Below are 19,198 nucleotides of genomic sequence, written 5' to 3' on the forward strand. Positions count from 1 at the left end.
GCAGGACGCCAAATCATGTTGCGCCTGCGGCAATTCAAACGCGAGTCAGGTCGTGCCATGCATCATTTTCTTCAGGAATGGCGAAATCACAAACATGACGAGGCCGATGGCAATCGCCAGCAGGGCCACATGATTATAGACCGCCGCGTAATTTGCCTTGGCCGCGACGATGTCGACAATGTCACCACCGATGGTTTCTGCACCGGTGGTGCTCGCGACCATGCCGGCTACATAGGTGGCCATGCCGGAATAAAGGAACCAGGCCCCCATCATCATGCCGCCAAGCTTGACGGGCGAGAGCTTGGTCATGGCCGAGAGCGAGACCGGAACCAGCAGCAATTCGCCAATCGTGCTGATCCAATAGACCAGCACGATGAAGACCACCGGGGTCAGTCCGTCCGGACCGCTCAGCCGCATGCCCGCCGTCAAGGTCAGGAACCCAAGGCCGATTCCGATCACGCTCAGCGACAGCTTGACCGGCATGGACGGTTCGCGATTGATTTTACCAAGCTTGATCCACAGCCAGGCCAGCACCGGGGCAAACAGGAAGATAAATCCTGAATTCAGCGACTGGAACATGGGGGCCGGGATGGTCCAGCCCGCCACTGTGCGGTCGACCAGGCGATCGGTAAAGAGGTTGAGCGACGATCCGGCCTGCTCATTAAGTGCCACGAAGGGGATCTGGGCCAGAATTACATAAACCGCCACCAGCATGCGGTCACGTTCCTGCTTTTCGAGCCCGATGACCGCATAGCCGATCAGAAACAGCAGCATGCCGCCGCCGATCCACGGCAGAACATTGCCGATGACCCCATTATAGATAACCAGCAGCATGGAGACGGCAATCATCCCAAGCCCGCCGAGATAGCACAGCATTTCCCGGTCAAGAAACAGCCAGACGCGTTCTTTGAGCTTTTCCGGGTGCGGCGGCTCGGCCCGGCCCTGCAACAGGGGCTGACCCAGCAGGAAGATGACAAGCCCCAGAGCCATGCCGATACCGGCCAGCCCAAAGCCATATTTCCAGCCATAGACGATGCCGAGATAGCCGCAGAGAAGCGACGCCATAAAGGCACCGATATTGATGCCCATATAGAAGATCGTGAATCCGGAATCCCGCCGCCGGTCACCGATGCCATAAAGCGAGCCGACCAAAGTCGAGATATTGGCTTTGAGAAAGCCGACGCCCGAGATGATCAGGGCCAGCGAGAGATACATGATATATTGATAAACTGGCTCCTCAACCATGTGCATCCGGGTGTCTGCCCGCTTGATGACCGGGGGGAGGTCGACCTGCTGCGGGTCCAGGATGCGGATCTCGCTAGCTGAGATCTCGATTTTGGATATCCTGTCGCCGGACATCAGAACCTGCCCGGAACCGCTGCCACGGCCACTCGCGGCAAGTTGATACTCCTGGCCCTGATAGGTCATGAACTGCTTGGTGCCGCTGCCTTCGAAGGTCATGCCCACATGGCCGAACACCAGCAGGATGGCCCCGAAGGTCACGGCTTTGCGGGCCCCGAGATATTGATCGGCGAGGGATCCGCCGATCACCGCCATGATATAAACGAGCGATGTATAGGCACCGTAGATCAGGGTGGAGCGGTTATCCGAGAACAGAAAATGCTCAGTCAGATAAAGGATCAAAAGACCGCGCATGCCGTAATAGGAAAAGCGTTCCCACATTTCGGTCAGGAACAAAATGATCAGACCGCGCGGATGTCCGAGGAAGGTCTTGCCGCTTTGTGTGTCCGCTGAAGCCTGATCAAGCATACTACCTCCGATCATACGCGCCTCAAGATGGAGGCAGGGAAAGCCCCGAATATTATCAAGATTGGCGCGAAATGCACCGCGACTGCGTGGAGAAAAATTGTTGCGTTGAAAGCAATCTATTTCTGATGTGGTGCGACTTGTGCATTGGGTCGAGTGAGTTATTGTTTGGGGAAATGATCGCTATTGCCAGCAGCCGCTTTGTGTCTGTGTGGCGACCAGCCCGGGTGACAGGATGACAAAGATGACGACCGCAGATCAACCTCACAAGTCCTTTCCACTGGCGGCGGATGGTGCTACGGCGGCGATCATCCTGCCGCCCATCGCGGAGTGGAGCGGCGCAAGCGAGCGCTTCGTCGTCCAGGCCGGACATGACTGGGCCATCAAGGCGGAACGCAGCGGATTTACCGAAACCGACAATCTCGCCGAGACCTTCGGCTGGCTCGGGCGGCTTGCGGATGACCGCGACTATCTGGCGATCCGGACCATTGGACAGTCGGCGGCACGGCGCGATATTCCCATGGTGATCGCCAGCCGCTGCGGGTTCGATGTTGATGCCGTGCGGGCTTCGGGCAAGGCGGTGATCCTCATTCAGGCGGGCATTCATGCTGGGGAAATCGACGGCAAGGACGCCATGATGATGATCCTGCGCGATCTCGCGGATGCGCGCATGAAGGACATTCTCGATCACGCGGTTTTGTTGGTCATTCCGGTTCTCAATGTGGACGGGTTTTCGCGATTTGGCCCCTATAACCGCATGAACCAGCGCGGCCCGGCCGAGGTCGGCTGGCACACCAATGGCCAGAATCTCAATCTGAACCGCGACTTCGGCAAGATGGATGCCCCGGAAACCCGGGCGGCGATTGCGGTTCTCAATGAGTGGCAGCCTGATCTTTATGTCGATACCCATGTCACCGACGGGGCTGATTACCAATATGATGTGACCTTCGGGCATACGGCCGGACCTCATGGCTGGTCGCCGGCCATTTCAAAGTGGCTCGACAGCCATCTGGTGGCTAAGGCCACGGCTGAGCTTGAGCGTGAGGGCCATGTCCCAGGCCCGCTCACCCTTGCGGCCAATGACCGTGACATGAGAGATGGCCGGTTCGATTTCACCGCCAACGCCCGCTTCACCACGGGCTATGCCAGCCTGCGGCATCTTCCCGCCATCCTGGTGGAAAATCATTCGCTCAAGACATTCCGGCAACGCGTGCTCGGCATGTATGTTCTGCTGGAGGCCCTGATCAGAGGGGCAGCGGATCAGATTGAGGAGTTGCGTGCGGCAGTCAGACAGGATCGGGAGCGGCGCTCGCCCTCCGTGCCCCTCGGCTGGACCGTGGCCGCAGATCAGCCGCCCGAGATGCAGCCGTTCAAGGGCATCAGATCCGAACTGAAATTTTCCTCCATTTCCGGAGAAGAAATCCCTGAGTGGAGTGGTGAGCTTGATGCGACGCCGGTGGCTCTCGTCCCCATGACCGTTTCGTCCGCAAGTGCCACCCGGCCAAAGGCTTATTACATCCCGCCGCATCTCGGCGATATTGCCGAACGGCTGCGCCATCACGGCATCGTCGTCGAGGACGTGCCCGAGGCCCATGACCGCGCTGTCACAAGGACCCATCTGCCGGAAGCCGGTGTGGTTGGCGGGCGGCGTGAAGCGGGGATCATAGGGGCCTCGTCATCGGAGGTCCTTGAGGGCCATGTGCGGGTGACTCCCGGCAAGACCCGGCAGGAAACTGGTGCGGCCCAGATCTCCGTCGGCAGCTACCGGGTGCCAACCGATCAACCATTGGGGGATCTGGCCATGGTGCTGTTGGAGGTCGACTCCCCGGACAGTTTCTTTCAGTGGGGCTTCATGCTCTCCATCTTTGAAAGCGCCGCCTATAACGAGCCCTATGTGATCGAGCCTCTGGCCCAGCGCATGCTGGACGCGTGCCCGAGCCTGCGCAGCGCCTTCGAGGCAAAACTGAGGGCGGAGCCCGCTTTTGCGGCGGATCCGGCGGCCCGTCGTGTCTGGTTCCTGGACCAGACACCCTATGCCGACCAGAATTTTCGCGTTTATCCGATCCTGCGCGAGGACTGACCTGATCTGGCCCTGGGGTCAGCGCTTGCCCCGCGCGGCGCGTTTATAGGCGGCTTTCAACGCGGCGATCGCATCATGCTTGCTGTCGGTCTGAACGCGGGCCAGCAAGCGGAGCTCATTCTTGTCGATCCGCAAGGCATCGACTTCAAGATAATTCCCGGACCCGGCCGTGAGCTTATAGACAATAAGCTCCGGACGGCCATCCTCTGTGATGTCGGCAAATTTCACCCGCGGCTTGCCGTCGTCCTGAAAGATCGACCCGTCGCGCGAGAACATCGCCCCGGCTGCGAAATCCATCAAATTCCGGTCCTTGAATACAGCCACGGAATAGCTTCCGATGGACGCCGATTCCAGATCACCTTGCGACAGAACCGCAACTCGTTTATCCGGCAAAGTGATAGCCACACCGCCCTTGGCCAGCACCGGGCTTCCGAGGCCGAAAACAGCACAGGCCAGCGCCACCACAGGCCACCCCAGTTTTGAACGCATATCTTTCCTCTCCTTGCTGTGTGGTCTTACGATGTCATCAGGATGTCGCAGCCTTGATATATCCTACGCGAAGGCACGAAGTTTGGGCGAGTTTCCGGTAATGTGGCGATCAAAAATTTATGCTGGCCTTATGGTGATTGTGCCGGTTCTAGGGAGCATTAGTCGATGACGTTGGCCCCCGGGTTTGGTGAGGCGGTGCTGGTCTGGTTGCGGATCGGTTGTTTGAGCTTTGGCGGTCCGGCCGGGCAGATTGCTTTGATGCATCGCATTCTGGTCGAGGAAAAGCGCTGGATCAGCGAGCCGCGGTTTCTCCATGCTTTGAATTATTGCATGTTGCTGCCGGGGCCGGAGGCGCAGCAGCTGGCGGTTTATGTGGGCTGGTTGTTGCATCGGACCTTGGGCGGTGTGGTGGCTGGGCTGTTGTTCGTGCTGCCGGGGGCGCTTGTGATGCAGGCGCTCGCGGCGCTTTATGCGGGGTTCCATGCGCTTGCGCCGGTGGCGGCGCTGTTTTTCGGCATCAAGGCGGCGGTGCTTGCCATAGTGATCGAGGCACTGTTGCGCATTTCGCGCCGGGCCTTGCGCAATGGCTGGCTGTATGTACTGGCTGGCGCGTCTTTTCTGGCGCTTTTTCTGTTCGGGCTGCCGTTTCCACTGGTCATCCTGATGGCGGGCCTCATCGGGTTTTCACAGGCGTCGTCACGGGTATTTGAGCAACCTCCCCATGAGGAGGAGCCGCTGCCGGATCACACCCGCCCACGTCCGGGGCAGAGTTTGCGGGTGCTGCTGATCTGGGGCACGGTCTGGCTTTTACCGCTTTTGCTGCTTGTGCTTTTGCTCGGGCGCGGGCATGTGCTGACCGAGATCGGGCTGTTTTTCTCACAGATGGCGGTGGTCACCTTCGGTGGGGCCTATGCGGTCTTAAGCTATGTGGCGCAGGAGGCGGTTCAGCAGTTCGGCTGGCTGGCCCCGGGCGAGATGTTCGACGGTCTCGGGCTGGCCGAGACGACTCCTGGGCCGCTCATTCTGGTGCTGGAGTTCGTGGGCTTTCTCGCCGCCTTTCGCGACAGCGGCATGGTCAATCCTTATGTGATGGGGGCCTTTGGTGCATTGGTGGTGCTCTGGATGACCTTTGCGCCCTGTTTCCTGTGGATTTTTCTGGGTGCGCCTTATATTGAGGTCATTCGCGGCAATCGTCGGCTTAATGCGGCGCTCACAGCGATCACGGCGGCGGTCTGTGGGGTTATTCTCAATCTGTCGCTGTGGTTTGCCCTACATGTGCTGTTCCGGGATATGGTCAGCGTGAGGATCGGTGGCGTTGCTGTCAGTCTGCCGGAGGTCGCGAGTTTCGATGGCGAAGCTTTTATGCTGGCGCTGGTGGCGGCGTTGGCGGTCTTTTATCTGCGCCTCGGTATTTTGCCGGTATTGGGTCTGAGCGCCGGCCTCGGGATTTTGATGAAGGCGCTGTGAGCGCGATTGTTTCAGGATGGCCCCATGACGGAATATCTGTCCCTCATTCTCGCGCTGATGGCGGCGGGGCTTTTGACGGGGTTTCTCGCCGGGCTGCTTGGAGTCGGTGGCGGCGGCATCATGGTGCCCCTGTTGTATTTCGTATTCGGCAGGCTTGGGGCCGCACATGATTATCTGATGCATATGGCCATCGCCACATCCTTTGCGACCATGGTGCCGACGGCCCTGACCGCGACCATCGGGCATTACCGGCGCGATGGCGTTGATCTGGGTGTGATCCGGTTATGGTGGCCTTGGCTTGTGGGCGGGGCGGTGATTGGCACAGTGCTTGCCGGTCATCTGAAAAGCCGGGAATTGAGTTTGTTGTTTGCGACCCTGGTGTTTCTCATGGGTTGCAAGATGATTTTTGTGACCCGCAATCCGGTGATCGGCCTGCGTCCGCCGGGCGGCATCAAGGGCGGTATTGCCCCGGTGATCGTCGGCTTTTTCTCAAGCCTGATGGGGATCGGCGGGGCCAGCATGTCGGTTCCAGCCATGACGCTTTACAGTGTGCCGATGATCCGAGCGGTGGGCACGGCCTCCCTGATCGGGCTGGTGGTCGCTTTTCCGGCGATGCTTGGTTATGTGGCCGGGGGTTGGACGGTGCCGGGTTTGCTGCCCTATTCGCTTGGCTTCGTCAATGTGCTGAGCGTCGTCATTCTTGCACCGCTCGCGGCATTTGCGGCGCCTTTCGGGGTGCGTGTGGCCCACGCCATAAGCCGCCGCAAATTGACCGTGATCTTTGGGGTTTTTCTGATTGTGGTCGCCCTGCTGTTATGGAGCGGGCGCTGAGGCAATCGGCACCGGGCGCGCGTTTTCGTCGATGCGGACGAATACGAACATGCCTTCGGTAACCAGAATTTCGTCCACGAGGCCGCTCCGCATGACCTTGACTTCCACATGCACGGTCAGCGAGGTGCGGCCGGTTTTCACGATATTGGTATAGACCGAGAACAGGTCGTTCACGAGCACGGGATGGTGGAATTTCATGCCTTCGATGGCGACGGTGGCGACGCTGCCCCCAGCACGCTGATGGGCGGCAAGACCGCCCGCGATATCCATCTGCGACAGAATCCAGCCGCCGAAAATATGCCCGTTATAATTGATGTCCGAAGGCTTCGGAATCGTGCGGATCGTGAGCTGCGGGCCGGTTCCGGGAAATGAAGAGGTCATACTGTACCTTTTTGAAACGTTGTCGGCATCAGCCTAACAGACGATTTTCCTTTGTTCTTCAGCAGTTTCTGCATGTCCGTCATTCGCGAATGGCTGTCCCGTCAGCCCGGGACTTGTCCGGCGAGGATCTGTGCGTATTTTTCAGGGTCGATATTACCGCCCGACACAACGCAGACGATCACTTTGGCGTCGACCTTGCCGGTGAGTGCCGCGGCGAGCGCACCGCCGCCAGCCCCCTCGGCCATGACATGGTTTTTGACGGCGAGGAGCCGGATCGCCTCGGCAACTCCGGCCACCGTACTCGTAACGCTGCCCTTGATGACCTCACGTACAAGAGGCCACATTTCGGGCAGCACGGCGGCCGCGCCCATGCCGTCGATGAAGCTTGGGTGATGGGGCACACGGGTCGGCTCGTTGGCGGCGAAGGCGGCGCGCACCGGCTCGGCGGCTTCGGATTCGGCTACAAGGACCCGGGCGGCGGGCAAAACATGCCGCAGCGCCGAGGCGATGCCGACCGCGAGCCCGCCACCACCGAACGGCACCAGCACAACTTCGGCCTCAGGGCAGTCTTCGGCGATCTCAAGCCCGATGGTGGCGTTGCCGGTCAGGACCGTCTGTTCGGCCACGGGATGGACGAAATGGCCGCGCTGGCCCGGCAGTTCCCGCGTCGCCAGCACATGCCACCAATCGCCAAGCGGCATCGGGAGAATGCGCGCGCCGAGGGCCTCCATGGCGTTGATCTTGTTGCGAGCGGCGTTTTCCGGCACCACCACGGTGGCGGCGACCCCAAGTTCACGCGCCGCATAGGCGACACCCTGGCCAAAATTCCCGGCGCTGGTGGTGAGCACGCCCTCCGCGAGATCCGCCGCCGACAGCGATAGCAATGCATTCAATCCGGCGCGGATTTTGAACGAGCCGAACGGTTGCAGGCATTCCAATTTGAGGTAAATGCGCTGCCCCCCGCTGTCGCCATAAAAGGGCACAAGCGGCGTGCGCAGAACACGGCCGTTGAGACGCGCGCGGGCGGCTTCGATTTCGGGCAGGGAGGGCAGATAGAGCATGGATAATCTTTCCTGAAAGCCGAAGGAACAGGGGCTTAGCATGGCACATAATCAGCACTCTCCGCATCACAATAAAGCGTCATCGACAGCGGTCGGGGGACAGGATAGGGTCCGGAAATCCAGCCGGATCAAACAAGGACCAGTCATGAGTTTCGTGCCCAGCTTTTCTGATATCGAGTCCGCCGTCGACATCATCAAGGACGTTGTGATTGAAACTCCGCTAGTGGAATCCGCCGAGCTGAACGCCCGTATGGGTGGCCGCATTCTGCTCAAGGCGGAAAATCTTCAGCGCACCGGCTCGTTCAAATTTCGTGGTGCTTATTATCGTCTGGCCTTGATGACAGCGGCCGAACGCGCGGCGGGCGTGGTCGCCTGTTCATCGGGCAATCATGCCCAAGGGGTCGCGGCGGCGGCGGCGATCCTTGGCATTCCGGCGGTCATCGTCATGCCGGCGGATGCGCCGCGCATCAAGATCGACAACACCCGCGCGTACGGCGCCGAGGTTGTGACCTTCGATCGCCTGACCGAAAACCGTGAAGAGATCGCCGGTCGCATCGCCGCTGAACGTGGCAGTCTGTTCGTACCGCCTTATGACGATCCCCATGTGATCGTCGGGCAGGGCACAGCCGGGCTTGAACTGATGCGGCAGGCGGCGGCACAGAATGCGAGCCCTGACAGCATCCTGGTCTGTTGCAGCGGTGGCGGGCTTGCGGCAGGCACGGCGCTGGCGGCTCAGGGGATCGACCCGGATGTATCGATCTATGTGGCCGAGCCGCAGGGCTTCGACGACACCGGGCGCTCCTTGCGGGCCGGGGAGCGGCTGCGCAATCCGGCGCTTGGTGGATCGATCTGTGATGCCCTCATGGCGCCCATGCCGGGGGCGGTGACCTTTCCCATCAATCGCCATGTGATTGCAGGCGGCGTCGCGGTCAGCGACGACGAAGTCCGCACGGCCATGCGCTATGCCTTCGGGACTTTGAAACTTGTGCTTGAGCCCGGGGGAGCCGCAGCCTTCGCCGCAGTGCTCGCGGGGCGGGTCGAAACCCGTGATCGCACCATCGGGGTGGTTCTATCCGGCGGCAACGTCGACCCCGGTCTCTACGCGGCCATCCTAGCCGGAATGTAACCGCCCCAAATCGTTATGCGAGCGAACCAACGGGAGCGCGGCAATCCAGTCTCTTTGTCTCAGGTCAGACAGCCTGGATCGCCACGGCGCTTTCAGCGCCTCGCGATGACGGTGGGGGCTATCTCTTTCATTGTCATTGCGAGCGACCACAGGGAGCGCGGCAATCCAGACTCTCCGGCGAGCGTCTCTGGATCGCGACGGGTGATGTGAAAAGGGGGCTCTTGTGAGCCCCCTTTTTCTTGGATTACATGGTGAAGAATGGCTGTGTGCCATGGGCCTCTATGGCGTTGGAGAGCCGGGCCAGGGCGTGGACATAGGCGGCACTGCGGACAGAGATCTTCTGTTCCTGAGCCCGTTTCCAGATGGCTGCGCCTTCGGCATCCATGATGGTCTTGAGGCGGCTGTGGACCTCTTCGACCGACCAGTAATAGCCCTGACGGTTCTGCACCCATTCGAAATAGGACACCGTGACGCCACCTGCATTGGCCAGGATATCCGGCAGAATGATGACATTCTTTTCGGCCAGGATTTCGTCAGCCTCAGGGGTGATCGGACCGTTCGCGAGTTCAAGCACGATGCGGGCCTTGATGCCGTGGGCGTTGTCCTTGTGGATCAGATCCTCCATGGCGGCGGGCACCAGCAGGTCGCAATCGACGGCGATCACGTCGTTCGCGTCGATCGCCCGCACGTCACCGGTGCCTGCAAGGGTGGTCACCGAACGACCATGCTCTTTGGCTTTGAGGAGGGCATTCACATCGAGACCGCTGTCGCTGGCGATGGCGCCCTGCGAATCCGAGACGGCGACGATTTTGTAGCCATCATCGTCAAGCAGACGGGCGATATGCTGACCAGCGTTGCCAAAGCCCTGGATGGCGACTCGTGAGCCCCGCTTCAGGCCGAGTTCCTGTTCGAGATGGCGCACAAGGTAATAGCCGCCGCGCGCGGTGGCATCGTCCCGGCCGAGCGATCCGCCAAGCGCGATCGGCTTGCCGGTGATGACTGCCGGAGTCGATTGACCGACGATTGATGAATATTCGTCGGCCATCCAGCCCATGATCATGGAATTGGTATAGACGTCGGGTGCCGGGATATCGCGGTCGGGACCGATGATGCGGGCAAAAGCTTGGATATAGCTGCGCGACAGCCGCTCAAGCTCGGCTTTCGACAGTTCATGCGAATTGACGCGCACAGCCCCCTTGCCGCCGCCATAGGGCAGATTCATCACGGCGCATTTGAAGGTCATCCAGAAGGCGAGGGTTTCGACCTCATCGGCCGAGCTTTCCGGATGGAAGCGGATGCCGCCCTTGGTCGGGCCGCGGGTATCGTCGTAACGGCAGCGCCAGGCCATGAAGGACTTGCGCGAGCCGTCGTCCATTCGCACCATCAGGCGCACTTGGGTCGTTTCCCGTGGATATTGCAGCTTTTCCAGCACGTCGTGATGGATATTCAGATGTTTTGCTGCTTCATCCAGACGCACAAGCGCCTGCTGAAGCATGGATTTTCCTGATGTCATTCTCTACACCCTTGGTTCGTTTTTTAACGTTTCTTTGGCCCTCTCCGAGGACAGATGGAGACCTGCCGTTCAGGGGACGTGCAGAACATAATCCAAAAGGAGGGCAATTCTCCACCTTTCTCTGTCATTTCGGACGGGGGAAATAGCGTTTTGGATGATTTGCGGTATTTGTGCCGGCTCGCCATACTGTAATTGCACAGGTAGTCTGTTCTCTTAAGACAGATTCTGTCGGGCCGTTGTCATAAAGGGAGTCGTTGATCATGTCAGACGTTTCGTTCGAAGCCGTCACCCGGGAAATCCGCCGCCGGTCGGATAATTTCGCCAGTTTCTTCCGGGCCGGGGACGCCGCCGGTCTGGTTGCTGATTACTATGTGGATGAGCCGCAGATGTCCGCTCCGGACATGCCGCTTCTGACCTCACGCGCGGCCATTACGGGGCTGTTTGAGGAGCTGATGAAGGGTTTCTCGGCCTGCGACCTCACACAGCATGATGTACGTGTTTCGGGCGAACGGGCCTATGAACTCGGCATTGCCATCGTCACCCCGAAGGATGCCAGCGCGCCAAAGGTGGATTGCCGCTATGTCATCGTCTGGCGCAAGGCTGCGGACGGTTGGCGGGTCGAGCTTGATTTCTTCGCTTTCGGCAAGCTGATCTGAGTTTAGGGGTTCTGCGGGCACAGAGTGATTCGACTTTGTGCCCGATGCTGAGACAAACATATCCCGGCGACATATCTGTGCACAGGATCTCAACTGAACCAGTCGCAAAGGGTGACTGTAGCCTGTTTATGGCAGACTTATACAGGTTCCCCCCGGAGGGGAAATATTCACTCAACTAACCTATTGGGATATCTCTCGCGATTTTGGTGGGCGCACAAGGATTCGAACCTTGGACCCGCTGATTAAGAGTCAGCTGCTCTACCAGCTGAGCTATGCGCCCACTCAATCGCGAGGGCCTCCGTATAACAAACCTCTTACATGCTGTCGATAGGGAACTGTCGGATTTCATAAAGTCTTTTTCAGGCAAAGGGTCCGCCGCGCGGAATGATGGTGTTTCGGTGCAGCACGGCCGAGAGAACCAGACCAAAGCCCACAAGCAAGGTGAGCATGGCTGAACCGCCGTAGGATATGAGCGGCAGCGGCACGCCAACCACGGGCACAAGGCCCATGACCATGGCCATGTTGATAAAGACATACAGGAAAAAGGTGAAAATGATGCCCGACGCCAGCAGGCGGCCGAAGTGGCTTTTGATGCTGAGCGCGGCCAGCATGCTATAGCCGATCAGGGCCACATACAGCAGGAGCAGCGCCAGTGCCCCGACTAGGCCGAGTTCCTCGGACAGCATGGTGAAGATGAAGTCGGTCTGCTTTTCCGGCAGAAAGTTCAACTGGGCCTGGGTGCCAAGCATGAAGCCCTTGCCAAAGGTGCCGCCTGAGCCGAGGGCGATTTTCGATTGCATGATGTGATAGCCGGAGCCAAGCGGGTCGCGCTCGGGATCGAGGAAGGTCAGAATCCGGTCTTTCTGATAATCGCGCAGGAATCGCCAGGCAATGGGCACGCAGGCAACGGCACTGCCGATGGCCGACAGAAAAATCCACATCCGCACACCGGCGAGGAACATGACCGCCGCCCCGGTGGCCGTGAGCAGCATAGCGGTGCCAAGATCCGGCTGTTTCATGACCAGCGCCACCGGCACAAAGATGAGGGCGAGGGGAATGAACAGGCTTTTGACGCGGGCGGCGTCGCTTGTGGTCAGGCCGTGGTAATAGCGGGCAAGCACCAGCACCAGAGCGATTTTCATGATTTCCGACGGTTGCAGCCGAATGGGACCGATATCGAGCCAGCGTTGCGCGCCCATGCCGATCTCACCGGCGATTTCCACCGCTACCAGCAATAACAGGGTGACGAAATAAAGCGGGTAGGCGATGGCCATCCAATAGCGCAAGTTGACAATGGCGATGGCGATCATGATCACGGTGCCAATGACAAAGCGCATGATCTGGCGGTCCGCCCAGGGGTCGAGATGGCCGCCCGCCACAGAAAACAGCACGGCAAAGCCATAGGTGGCAATGACCGTGATGAGGCCAATGATGATCCAGTTGAGGTCGCGAATTTTCGCGTGCCAGCTCCGATCCTGACCTTTGAGTTCTACCGCGACGTCCGGCATGGTTCGGCTTCCTCAGATCTCTAGATAGTGGGGTCCCGGGGGGGCATCTGGCGGGCGCTCGGCAACACTGCGGGACGTCCGGAATCAAGTTGCATGGCTTTCAACAGGACGTCACGGGCAATGGGCCCGGCCACCTTCGATCCGCCACCGCCATGCTCGACAACAACAGACACCGCATAGCGCGGGGAGACGGTCGGCGCAAAACCGACGAACAGGGCATGGTCGCGTTCGATCCAGGGTTTGTCTTCATTCTTGCGGATGCCGGACGCCCGTTCCTCGGTGCTGATGCGGCGTACCTGAGCCGTGCCGGTCTTGCCGGCCATGGAATAGCCGGGCTCGGTGATGCGGGCGCCGTAAGCGGTGGCGCCGGGACGATTGGAGACGTCGATCATGCCTTGGCGGACCGCCGCGAAATTGACCGGCGATATGGCGAGTTCCGGAGCCTCGGTCTGGGCGTCGATCAGGGAGCGCACAAGGCGCGGATTGACGGCGCGGCCACCGGCGAGGCGGGCGGTCATGACGGCAAGCTGCAAGGGGGTCGTCAGCACATAGCCTTGCCCGATCCCGGCCACCAGCGTCTCGCCTCTGAGCCAGCCGGCACGGTAGCGTTTCTTCTTCCAGGCGATGGTCGGCATGAGTCCTTCACGCTCGTGCGGCAGGCCGATGTTATGTCGGGTGCCCAAGCCAAAGCGTTTGCCCATTTCGGCAATCTTGTCGATGCCGACACGTTCGGCGATGTCATAGAAATAGATGTCGCAGGAATGGCAGATGGCATCGACGAGATTGAGCGTGCCGTGGCCCTGCTTGCGCCAGCAATGGAAAATATGATTGCCAAGGAAGCGCTTGCCGGTGCAGGTGGCACGAAAATCCGGGGTGATGATTCCGGCTTCAAGGGCCGCGAGGGCGGTGATCATCTTGAAGGTGGAGCCGGGCGGATAGGTGCCGCCAATGGGCTTGTTGACGAGCGGGTGGCGCTCATCATTCAACAACATGTTCCAGGCCGCCTGCCGGATCCCGACGTTGAAGTCATTCGGATCATAAGCAGGCATGGAGGCGTAAGCCAGAATATCGCCATTGGTCACATCCATGACCACGACTGAGGCGCTTTCGGTGGCGATGCGTTCGGCGGCGAATTTCTGCAGTTCGAGATCGAGGGTCAGCTGAAGATCGCGGCCGGGGGTCGATTCGTCGCGGTCCAGTTCCCGAATGATGCGGCCATAGGCATTGACCTCGACCTTGGTGTCGCCGGGAAATCCGCGCAGTTCCTTGTCATAGGCGTGCTCGATGCCGTTTTTGCCGATCTTGAAGCCGGGGGTGTGCATCAAGGGGTCGCGGCCCGCTTCTTCCTCGTTCGGGGTGCCCACATAGCCGAGCACATGGGCGAGCCGGGCCCCATAGGGATAAAAGCGCGTGGTGCCCACATCGGGCTGAATGCCCGGCAGGTCGGGGAATTCCATATTGAGCTTGGCGAAATTGTCCCAGCTCAGATTGCCGGCGATGGTCACCGGCATGAAGGAGCGTTGCTTCTTGACGGTTTCCTCGATACGGGCGCGATCATCGAGCGTCAGCGGCAGAATGCGCGAAATGGCGTTCAGCGTGACATCGATATTCTCGGTCTGTTCGGGAATGAGAAAGGCGCGGTAATCGGCGCGGTTCGCCGCCATGACCTGTCCGAAACGGTCAGTGATGCGGCCGCGCGGCGGTGCGAGCAGCCGGACGCTGATGCGGTTTTCGTCCGACAGCATCTGATATTTCTTATTTTCAACCACCTGAAGGTGATAGAGCCGGGCGACCAGGGTCGACAACAATGCCCCTTGAATGCCGCCCAACAGCAGCGCACGGCGCGTAAAGACCTTGTAGCGGTCCGGCCGAACGCGTTTGCGTCCTACCATCATCAATCAAGCACTCGTCTTTGAAATCGCCCAAGCCCGAGCGCCACCAAAGGGTAAGCGGCCACCGTCATGAGCGTTTGTACAGCAGTTGTCGTCGGATCTATGCTGCCCCGGGTCAACATCGAGACGATGGCCCAGTTCACAGCACCATAACCGACCGCGACAATCACAAATCCCCACCAGCTTACCACGAACATGCGGCCGGTGAATATGCGTCGCTGACTGTTGGTGAAGCGTGCCGCCGCGATCAGCGCCAGCGACATGCAACCAATCAGCCCGCCATTCAGCAGATCATACATCAGACCCAACAGGAACAGCACCGAATTGGGCATCAATTGGGGACGGTTGATCATCCAGTAGAAGGCAGCAGCCAACAGCAAATTCGGCATCAACAGATCGCCGTAAGCAATCCCAAGCGGCACGAAGGTCAGAAGCCCAAGCCCGAGGCACCACAGAAAGGGCGTGATGCCGCGCAGGGTGAGTTCGGTGTAATGACCGAGGGGGATCATTCAAAACCCCTGTTCGGAACACTTTCGGGCGGCGGCGTGGCGTCTTCTTCATCGGGCTCGGGCGCCGCCGGTTGCGTGGCGGGGGCCGGTGCGGTGGTGGGCGCTGCTGCCGGTGTGGCCGGCTTCGGTTGCGCCGCCGGGGCCGCAGGGCCGCTGTCGAGCACTTCGGCGGCGACCGGCGCAGGCGGCGGCGTATATTTATAGATCCGCACTGTATCAAGGCGGCTGTAATCGGTGGTCAGCGCCACACGCGGCGGCGCGCCCTGGGGCAGAGCCGAAATGCGGCCGATCGGGACATCGGGCGGAAACACGCCGCCATGGCCGGTGGTGACGATCCAGTCGCCCACATTGAAGGTGACGCCGCCCGGAATGAAGATGAGCGATGGCGTGCCGCTGTTGTCTCCAGCGAGGATCGCGTTCACTTCGGATGGGAGAACCTTGACCGGAACCCGGCTGTTCAAGTCGGTCAGAAGGAGCACGCGGGACGTGGACTTGCCGACGGAAATGATTCGTCCGACCAGTCCGGTCTGATCGAGAACGGTGTTGTTATGGTCGATGCCTTCGGTTTTTCCGGCATCGATGATGACACTGCGGACAAAATTGCTGCTGCTCTGGCCGACTACATTGGCGCTTGCCACAGGGGCGGCGGTGATGGTTTTGAGCCCGAGCAGGCCACGCAGGCGCTCGTTTTCAGCGGTCAGCCGCTCGGCGGCCACATGCCAGGCCTTGAGCCGGTTGTTGTCTTCGGTGAGCCGCGCATTTTCGCGATGGAGGAAAATGATATTTTCGGTCCAGCTGACCACATTGGCGGTGATTTTCGCCGGGAAACGCAGGACATTCAGGGCCGGGGCGGCGGTGTCCTCGGCGACGCTGCGGCTGTGATCGAACAGCGACGGATCGGCGCGGCTCGCAATCAGCACCACGGCTCCGAGCAACATGAAAAAGGCAAAAGAAAACCGCGCGCCAAGTCCTTTGAAGGACTTGGCGAAGCGGGCGCCTTTGGTTCCGGGCGACTTCAACGCTTGTGTTCCCCTTGTGTCACCACATATGCACCGCGGTGACCTGCGTTTTAGTGCGTATCGGTCAGGACATGCTTCAGGATCGCATCCTCAAGCGAACGTCCCGAGCCAAGCGCCACACAGGTGAGGGGCTCATCAGCGATGGACACCGGCAGGCCGGTCGCATTGCGGAGGACCTTATCGAGGTTGTGCAGAAGCGCGCCTCCACCGGTGAGGACGATGCCCTTGTCGACGATATCAGCCGCAAGTTCCGGCGGTGTCTGTTCGAGGGCGACCTTGACGCCTTCAACGATGGCGCCGACCGGTTCGGCCAGGGCTTCGGAAATCTGCAACTGATCGATGAGGATTTCCTTCGGCACCCCGTTCATGAGGTCGCGGCCTTTGATATGCATGGTCTTGCCAACGCCGTCTTCGGGCGGGCAGGCGGTGCCGACGGTCTTTTTGATGCGCTCGGCCGAAGCTTCGCCGATCAGCAGGCTGTGATTGCGGCGGATGTAGTTGATGATGCTTTCATCCATTTTGTCGCCGCCGACCCGGACCGAATTGGCATAGACGATGCCGCCAAGGGACAACACAGCCACTTCGGAGGTGCCGCCGCCGATATCGACGATCATGGAGCCCGTGGGCTCGGTCACCGGCAGACCGGCACCGATGGCGGCAGCCATGGGTTCTTCGATCAGGAACACCCGGCGGGCACCGGCTTCGAGTGCGCTATCGCGGATGGCCTTACGTTCGACCGGGGTCGAACCCGATGGCACGCAGATGACGATTCGCGGCGCAGCCAGGATGTTGCGGTTGTGCAGCTTGCGGATGAAATATTTGATCATCGCCTCGGCGACTTCGAAATCGGCGATGACACCGTCGCGTAACGGACGAATGGCTTCGATGTTACCGGGAGTGCGGCCCAGCATCAGTTTGGCTTCCTCGCCGACCGCCAGGACTTCCTTGATGCCGTTACGGTTTTTGATCGCCACGACGGACGGCTCATTGAGCACTATTCCCCGTCCTTTGACATAAACCAGCGTATTGGCGGTTCCGAGGTCGATGGCCATGTCTGAGGACAGAAGGCCAAGAAAACCTAACAGCTTAGATAACATCAACGACAGCCTTATTTAAAGTGAGGTGACCCGTCTTACGGCGGGTCACCTCACGTTGAACCCTGGTTGGCCGGCCATCCTGAGGCAAAGGCCTTTCAGGACTAATACCGCACTGGCGGGCCTGAGGCAATCAGGCCGAGAGCGATTGCGGTGCCGTTTTCAGACGCTTCACGAAAAGTTTGTTCAGCGCATGAATATATGCCCGCGCGGATGCGACCAGCGTATCCGCGTCGGCGCCCTGGCCGGACACCGTCTTGCCGTCTTCTTCGAGCCTTACAGTCACTTCGGCCTGGGCGTCTGTGCCGCCGGTGACCGCGTGAACCTGATAAAGCTGCAAATGGGCGTGATGTTCGACCAGATTGCGAATGGCGTTGAAGATCGCGTCGACCGGGCCGTCACCTGTGGCCGTGGTCGCCTTGATCTCACCGTCGATGCTGAGCTCGATGGCGGCAGTCTGCGGACCCTTGGTGCCGCAGTGGATGTCGAGCGACACGAGTTTGACCCGGTCGTTGCCGCGCACCTCATCATCGACCAACGCGATGATGTCTTCGTCATAGACGGTTTTCTTACGGTCGGCCAAATCCTTGAAGCGGCGAAACGCGTCTTCGAGGGCGTTGTCGCCGACTTCCCCATAGCCGAGATCGCGCAGTTTGTCGCGGAAGGCATGGCGGCCGGAATGCTTGCCCATGACCAGCGAGCTTTTGCGCAAACCGACGGATTCGGGGGTCATGATTTCATAGGTCTGGGCGTTCTTCAGCATGCCATCCTGATGGATGCCCGATTCATGGGCAAAGGCATTGGCGCCGACGATGGCCTTGTTGGCCTGCACCGCGAGCCCGGTGATGGTCGACAACATGTGTGAAGCTGGGGTCAGCTTTTCGGTCACGATGTTGTTCACATAGGGCAGGGCGTCGCCGCGAACCCGCAAGGCCATGACGATTTCTTCGAGCGCGGCATTCCCCGCCCGTTCACCGATGCCGTTGATGGTGCATTCCACCTGACGCGCGCCACCCTGGACAGCTGCGATCGAATTGGCGACGGCCAGACCCAGATCGTTATGGCAATGGGACGAGAAAATGGCCTTGTCGGCATTGGGCACGCGCTTCAGGACCAGTTCGAACATGGCCTGATATTCGGTCGGCACCGTATAGCCCACGGTGTCGGGCAGATTGATGGTGCGGGCCCCGGCCTTGATGGCCACCTCGACTGCCCGGCACAGGAAATCATGCTCGGTGCGGGTCGCATCTTCGGCCGACCACTCGACGTCGTCGGTCAGATTGCGGGCGTGGGAGACGCTTTTCGCAATCATGTCCAGAACGGTTTCGGGCTCCATCTGCAATTTGAATTTCATATGCAGGGGGCTTGTGGAAATGAAGGTATGGATGCGGCCGCGCTTGGCATGGCGGAGCGCTTCCCAGGCGCGGTCGATATCTTTTTCGGCGGCACGGGCGAGGCCGCAAACGGTTGCCTGCTTGACCACTTTGGCCACTTCGCTCACGGCTTCGAAATCGCCGTTCGAGGCAATGGGGAAACCGGCTTCGATCACATCGACGCCCATCTGGTCGAGCATGGTGGCAATGCGCAGCTTTTCCTCGAGATTCATCGAGGCGCCGGGGGATTGCTCGCCATCGCGCAGGGTGGTGTCGAAAATGATGATTCGGTTGTTTTTCACGGTCTCGGTCATTTAACTATGTCCCTGAATGCTCAGTCATTCATCAGGCCCCGGTTGTCACACCTGCCGGGCCCAGCTCTGTCGCATTTCCCCCTAAACGCGTGTCCGGACACAAAATCCGGCACTTATA

16 protein-coding genes and 1 tRNA gene are annotated in these 19,198 nt (G+C 59.9%); 5 read left to right on the plus strand and 12 right to left on the minus strand.

Going from position 1 to position 19,198, the window contains the following annotated elements:
• Window positions 1-45 precede the first annotated feature (45 nt).
• Window positions 46-1,785 (minus strand): peptide MFS transporter, encoded by a 1,740-nt coding sequence (locus NYP16_RS05775; RefSeq protein ID WP_274943169.1) that lies wholly within the window; start codon window positions 1,783-1,785, stop codon window positions 46-48.
• A 226-nt stretch (window positions 1,786-2,011) separates the two neighbouring features.
• Between NYP16_RS05775 and NYP16_RS05780 the strand changes: the two genes are divergently transcribed.
• Complete coding sequence (locus tag NYP16_RS05780; protein WP_274943170.1) at window positions 2,012-3,847, plus strand: M14 family metallopeptidase; 1,836 nt, start codon at window positions 2,012-2,014, stop codon at window positions 3,845-3,847.
• An 18-nt stretch (window positions 3,848-3,865) separates the two neighbouring features.
• Here the strand turns inward: NYP16_RS05780 and NYP16_RS05785 are convergent, their stop codons facing one another.
• Window positions 3,866-4,336 (minus strand): PliI family lysozyme inhibitor of I-type lysozyme, encoded by a 471-nt coding sequence (locus tag NYP16_RS05785; protein ID WP_274943171.1) that lies wholly within the window; start codon window positions 4,334-4,336, stop codon window positions 3,866-3,868.
• Window positions 4,337-4,501: 165 nt separating this feature from the next.
• Here NYP16_RS05785 and chrA point away from each other — a divergent pair, with 165 nt between their 5' ends.
• Together chrA and NYP16_RS05795 are read left to right on the plus strand one after the other, a co-directional pair.
• Window positions 4,502-5,803, plus strand: coding sequence for a chromate efflux transporter (gene chrA / locus NYP16_RS05790; RefSeq protein WP_274943172.1), 1,302 nt, complete (start codon window positions 4,502-4,504; stop codon window positions 5,801-5,803).
• Window positions 5,804-5,827: 24 nt separating this feature from the next.
• The gene (locus NYP16_RS05795) at window positions 5,828-6,634 is read left to right on the plus strand and encodes a sulfite exporter TauE/SafE family protein (protein WP_274943173.1); all 807 of its coding nucleotides are present in this window, start codon (window positions 5,828-5,830) and stop codon (window positions 6,632-6,634) included.
• Here the strand turns inward: NYP16_RS05795 and NYP16_RS05800 are convergent.
• Together NYP16_RS05800 and NYP16_RS05805 are read right to left on the minus strand one after the other, a co-directional pair.
• Entirely contained in the window at window positions 6,617-7,015 is a 399-nt protein-coding gene (locus NYP16_RS05800; RefSeq protein ID WP_274943174.1) for an acyl-CoA thioesterase, read from the minus strand. The genes NYP16_RS05795 and NYP16_RS05800 overlap by 18 nt on opposite strands.
• A gap of 101 nt (window positions 7,016-7,116) precedes the next feature.
• A complete protein-coding gene (locus NYP16_RS05805) occupies window positions 7,117-8,076 on the minus strand; it encodes a threonine ammonia-lyase (protein WP_274943175.1) in 960 nt (319 codons plus the stop codon).
• A 145-nt stretch (window positions 8,077-8,221) separates the two neighbouring features.
• On the opposite strand from NYP16_RS05805, the gene NYP16_RS05810 reads away from it, so the two are divergent.
• Window positions 8,222-9,202 carry a threonine/serine dehydratase gene (locus NYP16_RS05810; protein ID WP_274943176.1) on the plus strand — a complete coding sequence of 327 codons (981 nt, stop codon included), beginning with the start codon at window positions 8,222-8,224 and terminating at the stop codon, window positions 9,200-9,202.
• 244 nt (window positions 9,203-9,446) lie between these two features.
• Here the strand turns inward: NYP16_RS05810 and NYP16_RS05815 are convergent, their stop codons facing one another.
• On the minus strand, window positions 9,447-10,715 hold the full coding sequence (locus NYP16_RS05815; protein WP_274943177.1) for a Glu/Leu/Phe/Val family dehydrogenase: 1,269 nt from the start codon (window positions 10,713-10,715) through the stop codon (window positions 9,447-9,449).
• Window positions 10,716-10,975: 260 nt separating this feature from the next.
• On the opposite strand from NYP16_RS05815, the gene NYP16_RS05820 reads away from it, so the two are divergent.
• Window positions 10,976-11,371, plus strand: a complete 396-nt coding sequence (locus NYP16_RS05820; RefSeq protein ID WP_274943178.1) for a YybH family protein — start codon at window positions 10,976-10,978, stop codon at window positions 11,369-11,371.
• 204 nt (window positions 11,372-11,575) lie between these two features.
• On the opposite strand, the gene NYP16_RS05825 is transcribed toward NYP16_RS05820, so the two are convergent.
• The 7 genes from NYP16_RS05825 to NYP16_RS05855 all read right to left on the minus strand — a co-directional run bounded on the left by NYP16_RS05825 (window position 11,576) and on the right by NYP16_RS05855 (window position 19,080).
• Window positions 11,576-11,651: transfer RNA gene (locus NYP16_RS05825), tRNA-Lys, on the minus strand.
• Between the two features lie 79 nt (window positions 11,652-11,730).
• Window positions 11,731-12,879: a rod shape-determining protein RodA gene (rodA, locus tag NYP16_RS05830; protein ID WP_274943179.1), complete on the minus strand. Its 1,149-nt coding sequence runs from the start codon at window positions 12,877-12,879 to the stop codon at window positions 11,731-11,733.
• Window positions 12,880-12,899: 20 nt separating this feature from the next.
• Entirely contained in the window at window positions 12,900-14,774 is a 1,875-nt protein-coding gene (gene mrdA, locus NYP16_RS05835) for a penicillin-binding protein 2 (protein WP_274943180.1), read from the minus strand.
• Window positions 14,774-15,280 (minus strand): rod shape-determining protein MreD, encoded by a 507-nt coding sequence (gene mreD / locus NYP16_RS05840; RefSeq protein WP_274943181.1) that lies wholly within the window; start codon window positions 15,278-15,280, stop codon window positions 14,774-14,776. The genes mrdA and mreD overlap by 1 nt, the downstream gene beginning before the upstream one ends.
• On the minus strand, window positions 15,277-16,299 hold the full coding sequence (gene mreC, locus NYP16_RS05845) for a rod shape-determining protein MreC (RefSeq protein WP_274943182.1): 1,023 nt from the start codon (window positions 16,297-16,299) through the stop codon (window positions 15,277-15,279). The genes mreD and mreC overlap by 4 nt, the downstream gene beginning before the upstream one ends.
• Before the next feature lie 50 nt (window positions 16,300-16,349).
• Window positions 16,350-17,396, minus strand: coding sequence for a rod shape-determining protein (locus tag NYP16_RS05850; RefSeq protein WP_274943183.1), 1,047 nt, complete (start codon window positions 17,394-17,396; stop codon window positions 16,350-16,352).
• A 130-nt stretch (window positions 17,397-17,526) separates the two neighbouring features.
• A complete protein-coding gene (locus tag NYP16_RS05855; RefSeq protein ID WP_274943184.1) occupies window positions 17,527-19,080 on the minus strand; it encodes a 2-isopropylmalate synthase in 1,554 nt (517 codons plus the stop codon).
• Window positions 19,081-19,198 lie beyond the last annotated feature (118 nt).

The sequence above is a fragment of the Govania unica genome (assembly GCF_027920805.1).
Classification (GTDB): domain Bacteria; phylum Pseudomonadota; class Alphaproteobacteria; order Sphingomonadales; family Govanellaceae; genus Govanella; species Govanella unica.